Source organism: Pseudoxanthomonas spadix (assembly GCF_003703395.1).
Classification (GTDB): Bacteria; Pseudomonadota; Gammaproteobacteria; order Xanthomonadales; family Xanthomonadaceae; genus Pseudoxanthomonas_A; species Pseudoxanthomonas_A spadix.
In genome coordinates, this window is sequence record NZ_RDQN01000022.1 from 1 (window position 1) to 5,452 (window position 5,452).

Consider the following 5,452-nt stretch of genomic DNA (forward strand, 5'->3'; position numbering starts at 1 on the left):
GGCGCCGGCTCGCGTTTGGACTTGTGACGTAGTGAGTTGGTTTTGATGCCATCGACACGTGCTGTCGAGGTTAAGCTGGTCATCGGGTTTGGCCCGAAGCCACTTGAGGTTATATGGTCAAGCCACACGGATCATTAGTATCAGTTAGCTCAATGCATTGCTGCACTTACACACCTGACCTATCAACCACCTGGTCTTGATGGTTCCTTTAGGGGACTTGTGTCCCGGGAGATCTCATCTTGAGGCGCGCTTCCCGCTTAGATGCTTTCAGCGGTTATCGCTTCCGAACATAGCTACCCGGCAGTGCCACTGGCGTGACAACCGGAACACCAGAGGTTCGTCCACTCCGGTCCTCTCGTACTAGGAGCAGCCCCTCTCAAATCTCCAACGCCCATGGCAGATAGGGACCGAACTGTCTCACGACGTTCTGAACCCAGCTCGCGTACCACTTTAAATGGCGAACAGCCATACCCTTGGGACCGACTACAGCCCCAGGATGTGATGAGCCGACATCGAGGTGCCAAACACCGCCGTCGATATGAACTCTTGGGCGGTATCAGCCTGTTATCCCCGGAGTACCTTTTATCCGTTGAGCGATGGCCCTTCCATACAGAACCACCGGATCACTAAGACCTACTTTCGTACCTGCTTGATCCGTCGATCTTGCAGTCAAGCACGCTTATGCCTTTGCACACAGTGCGCGATGTCCGACCGCGCTGAGCGTACCTTCGTGCTCCTCCGTTACTCTTTGGGAGGAGACCGCCCCAGTCAAACTACCCACCATACATGGTCCCCGATCCGGATTACGGACCTAGGTTAGAACGTCAAGCACATCAGGGTGGTATTTCAAGGTTGGCTCCGCTGCAGCTAGCGCCACAGTTTCATAGCCTCCCACCTATCCTACACAGACGAACTCAACGTTCAATGTAAAGCTATAGTAAAGGTTCACGGGGTCTTTCCGTCTTGCCACGGGAACGCTGCATCTTCACAGCGATTTCAATTTCACTGAGTCTCGGGTGGAGACAGCGCCGCTGTCGTTACGCCATTCGTGCAGGTCGGAACTTACCCGACAAGGAATTTCGCTACCTTAGGACCGTTATAGTTACGGCCGCCGTTTACTGGGGCTTCGATCAAGAGCTTCCCCCCGGTTTCCCGAGAGTGACCCCATCAATTAACCTTCCAGCACCGGGCAGGCGTCACACCCTATACGTCCACTTTCGTGTTTGCAGAGTGCTGTGTTTTTGATAAACAGTCGCAGCGGCCTGGTCACTTCGGCCTCCCCCAGCTATTCACCAGAAGAGGCGCACCTTCTCCCGAAGTTACGGTGCTATTTTGCCTAGTTCCTTCACCCGAGTTCTCTCAAGCGCCTGAGAATTCTCATCCTACCCACCTGTGTCGGTTTACGGTACGGTCTGCGTAAGCTGAAGCTTAGGAGCTTTTCCTGGAAGCGTGATATCAGCAGCTTCGCCCAAATGGGCTGGTCCTTAGTCTCAACGTTGCTCCCCCGGATTTGCCAAAGGGAACCGCCTCAACTCTCTCACCAGGACAACCAACGCCTGGCCTGCCTAACCTTCTCCGTCCCTCCATCGCACTTACGCGAGGTGCAGGAATATTAACCTGCTTCCCATCGACTACGGCTTTCGCCCTCGCCTTAGGGGCCGACTCACCCTGCGTCGATTAACGTTGCGCAAGGAAACCTTGGGCTTTCGGCGTGGGGGCTTTTCACCCCCATTATCGTTACTCATGTCAGCATTCGCACTTCCGATACCTCCAGCAGCCTTCTCAAGCCACCTTCGCAGGCCTACGGAACGCTCCTCTACCGCGCATTACTTGCGTAATGCACCCCAAGCTTCGGTTCACTGCTTAGCCCCGTTAAATCTTCCGCGCAGACCGACTCGACCAGTGAGCTATTACGCTTTCTTTAAAGGATGGCTGCTTCTAAGCCAACCTCCTGGCTGTCTGTGCCTTTCCACATCGTTTTCCACTCAGCAGTGAATTTGGGACCTTAGCTGTGGGTCTGGGTTGTTTCCCTTTTCACGACGGACGTTAGCACCCGCCGTGTGTCTCCCATACAGTCCGTCTTGGTATTCGGAGTTTGCAATGGTTTGCTAATCCGCGATGGACCGCTAGCCATAACAGTGCTCTACCCCCAAGAGGATACATATGAGGCGCTACCTAAATAGCTTTCGAGGAGAACCAGCTATCTCCGGGTTCGATTAGCTTTTCACTCCTAATCACAGCTCATCCCCGTCTTTTGCAACAGACGTGGGTTCGGGCCTCCAGTACCTGTTACGGCACCTTCACCCTGGCCATGACTAGATCACCCGGTTTCGGGTCTACTGCCCGCGACTATGCGCCCTTATCAGACTCGGTTTCCCTTCGCCTCCCCTATACGGTTAAGCTTGCCACGAACAGTAAGTCGCTGACCCATTATACAAAAGGTACGCAGTCACTCCTTGCGGAGCTCCTACTGCTTGTACGCACACGGTTTCAGGATCTATTTCACTCCCCTCTCCGGGGTTCTTTTCGCCTTTCCCTCACGGTACTGGTTCACTATCGGTCGGTCAGGAGTATTTAGCCTTGGAGGATGGTCCCCCCATGTTCAGACAGGGTTTCTCGTGCCCCGCCCTACTCGATTTCACTGATATGGCCCTTTCAAATACAGGGCTGTCACCTTCTCTGGCCAGTCTTTCCAGACTGTTCCTCTAAAGCCATATCAGCTTAAGGGCTGTTCCCCGTTCGCTCGTCACTACTCAGGGAATCTCGGTTGATTTCTTTTCCTCCGGGTACTTAGATATTTCAGTTCCCCGGGTTCGCTTCCAGCAGCTATGGATTCACTGCAGGATACTGCCGAAGCAGTGGGTTTCCCCATTCGGACATTACGGGATCAATGCTTGTTGCCAGCTCCCCCGTACTTTTCGCAGGCTGCCACGTCCTTCATCGCCTCTGACCGCCTAGGCATCCACCGTGTGCGCTTATTCGCTTGACCATATAACCCCAAGTTGCCTCAGGGCCATACGCCATGTCCCAGGGGTACAAAGCCTGGTCCACGAATATAACCACTCAATTTCTTAGGGACTCGTAGTCCCCGCCTTAGCCTCAACGACACGTGTTTAGATGATCATCTAAAACGCTCGCTACGTCACAAGTTGTTAAAGAGCAAGGGTCAGGCCTCAACGCCTGACACTCAAAGCTTGAATCATTCGTATGCGCAATCAAACATCCAGAGTGGTGGGTCTAGGAGGACTCGAACCACCGACCTCGCCCTTATCAGGGGCGCGCTCTAACCACCTGAGCTACAGACCCAAAAAGATTTCCTTCCCCACCACGCAGCACAGGCGCGCGATGGGCTGCGAGAACCTCGCATGGTGTGCCAGATGGTGGAGCCTGTCGGGATCGAACCGACGACCCCCTGCTTGCAAAGCAGGTGCTCTCCCAGCTGAGCTAAGGCCCCGTAACGGGACTTGCCTGATCAATCGGATCGATCAGAAATTCTGGATGCAGGTTACTTGTGTGGACGCCTACAAGAAGCGCTTGTCATGCTCAAAAGGAGGTGATCCAGCCGCACCTTCCGATACGGCTACCTTGTTACGACTTCACCCCAGTCATCGGCCACACCGTGGCAAGCGCCCTCCTTGCGGTTAAGCTACCTGCTTCTGGTGCAACAAACTCCCATGGTGTGACGGGCGGTGTGTACAAGGCCCGGGAACGTATTCACCGCAGCAATGCTGATCTGCGATTACTAGCGATTCCGACTTCATGGAGTCGAGTTGCAGACTCCAATCCGGACTGAGATCAGGTTTCTGGGATTGGCTCACCGTCGCCGGCTTGCAGCCCTCTGTCCTGACCATTGTAGTACGTGTGTAGCCCTGGTCGTAAGGGCCATGATGACTTGACGTCATCCCCACCTTCCTCCGGTTTGTCACCGGCGGTCTCCTTAGAGTTCCCACCTTTACGTGCTGGCAACTAAGGACAAGGGTTGCGCTCGTTGCGGGACTTAACCCAACATCTCACGACACGAGCTGACGACAGCCATGCAGCACCTGTCTCACGGTTCCCGAAGGCACCAATCCATCTCTGGAAAGTTCCGTGGATGTCAAGACCAGGTAAGGTTCTTCGCGTTGCATCGAATTAAACCACATACTCCACCGCTTGTGCGGGCCCCCGTCAATTCCTTTGAGTTTCAGTCTTGCGACCGTACTCCCCAGGCGGCGAACTTAACGCGTTAGCTTCGATACTGGGTTCCAAGTTGAACCCAACATCCAGTTCGCATCGTTTAGGGCGTGGACTACCAGGGTATCTAATCCTGTTTGCTCCCCACGCTTTCGTGCCTCAGTGTCAGTGTTGGCCCAGATAGTCGCCTTCGCCACAGATGTTCCTTCCGATCTCTACGCATTTCACTGCTACACCGGAAATTCCACTATCCTCTACCACACTCTAGTGATCCAGTATCCACTGCAATTCCCAGGTTGAGCCCAGGGCTTTCACAACGGACTTAAACCACCACCTACGCACGCTTTACGCCCAGTAATTCCGAGTAACGCTTGCACCCTTCGTATTACCGCGGCTGCTGGCACGAAGTTAGCCGGTGCTTATTCTTTGGGTACCGTCAGAACACCCGGGTATTAACCGAATGCTTTTCTTTCCCAACAAAAGGGCTTTACAACCCGAAGGCCTTCTTCACCCACGCGGTATGGCTGGATCAGGCTTGCGCCCATTGTCCAATATTCCCCACTGCTGCCTCCCGTAGGAGTCTGGACCGTGTCTCAGTTCCAGTGTGGCTGATCATCCTCTCAGACCAGCTACGGATCGTCGCCTTGGTGAGCCATTACCTCACCAACTAGCTAATCCGACATCGGCTCATCTATCAGCGCCAGGCCATTGCTGGTCCCCGGCTTTCCCCCGAAGGGCGTATGCGGTATTAGCGTAAGTTTCCCTACGTTATCCCCCACCAAAAGGTAGATTCCGATGTATTCCTCACCCGTCCGCCACTCGCCACCCGTAAGAGCAAGCTCCTACTGTGCTGCCGTTCGACTTGCATGTGTTAGGCCTACCGCCAGCGTTCACTCTGAGCCAGGATCAAACTCTTCACTTAAAACTTTCATTGCCTTGCGGCAAAAGCCTTGAATGCAGATGTCCAACCCAAGCTACGTATCGCTTGCATTTCTACAATCTCTATGCGCTTGTATAAGTCATCTGCAAGATGGACAGCTCGTCCTTCCTGCAGGCGCCCACACAAGTCACCTGCGCATACTGTCAAAGAACTCGAAGTCGGCCTCAGCGCCTCCCCCGTCATCACTGCAACCTATCGCTGCAGCGAGCCGCCCATTATAGGGCCATTTCCAGGTCCGTCAACACCTCGCCAACAGGCCCTTCGTACCACCACCTCGACCGCCCGGCCCAAACCGCTGAACCGTCACCGCCGAAGCGAGCCGCCCATTATGCAGGCCTT

At 54.5% G+C, this 5,452-nt stretch carries 2 tRNA genes and 2 rRNA genes; all 4 read right to left on the reverse strand.

What is annotated here, in order from left to right:
* Positions 1 to 113: 113 nt before the first annotated feature.
* The 4 genes from D9R12_RS15450 to D9R12_RS15465 all read right to left on the reverse strand — a co-directional run bounded on the left by D9R12_RS15450 (position 114) and on the right by D9R12_RS15465 (position 5,095).
* A 23S ribosomal RNA gene (locus D9R12_RS15450) occupies positions 114 to 2,989 on the reverse strand.
* Positions 2,990 to 3,229: 240 nt separating this feature from the next.
* Positions 3,230 to 3,306: transfer RNA gene (locus D9R12_RS15455), tRNA-Ile, on the reverse strand.
* A 72-nt stretch (positions 3,307 to 3,378) separates the two neighbouring features.
* Positions 3,379 to 3,454: transfer RNA gene (locus D9R12_RS15460), tRNA-Ala, on the reverse strand.
* Between the two features lie 92 nt (positions 3,455 to 3,546).
* Positions 3,547 to 5,095, reverse strand: a 16S ribosomal RNA gene (locus D9R12_RS15465).
* The 16S and 23S rRNA genes sit together here with 2 tRNA genes alongside, the layout of an rRNA operon.
* Positions 5,096 to 5,452 lie beyond the last annotated feature (357 nt).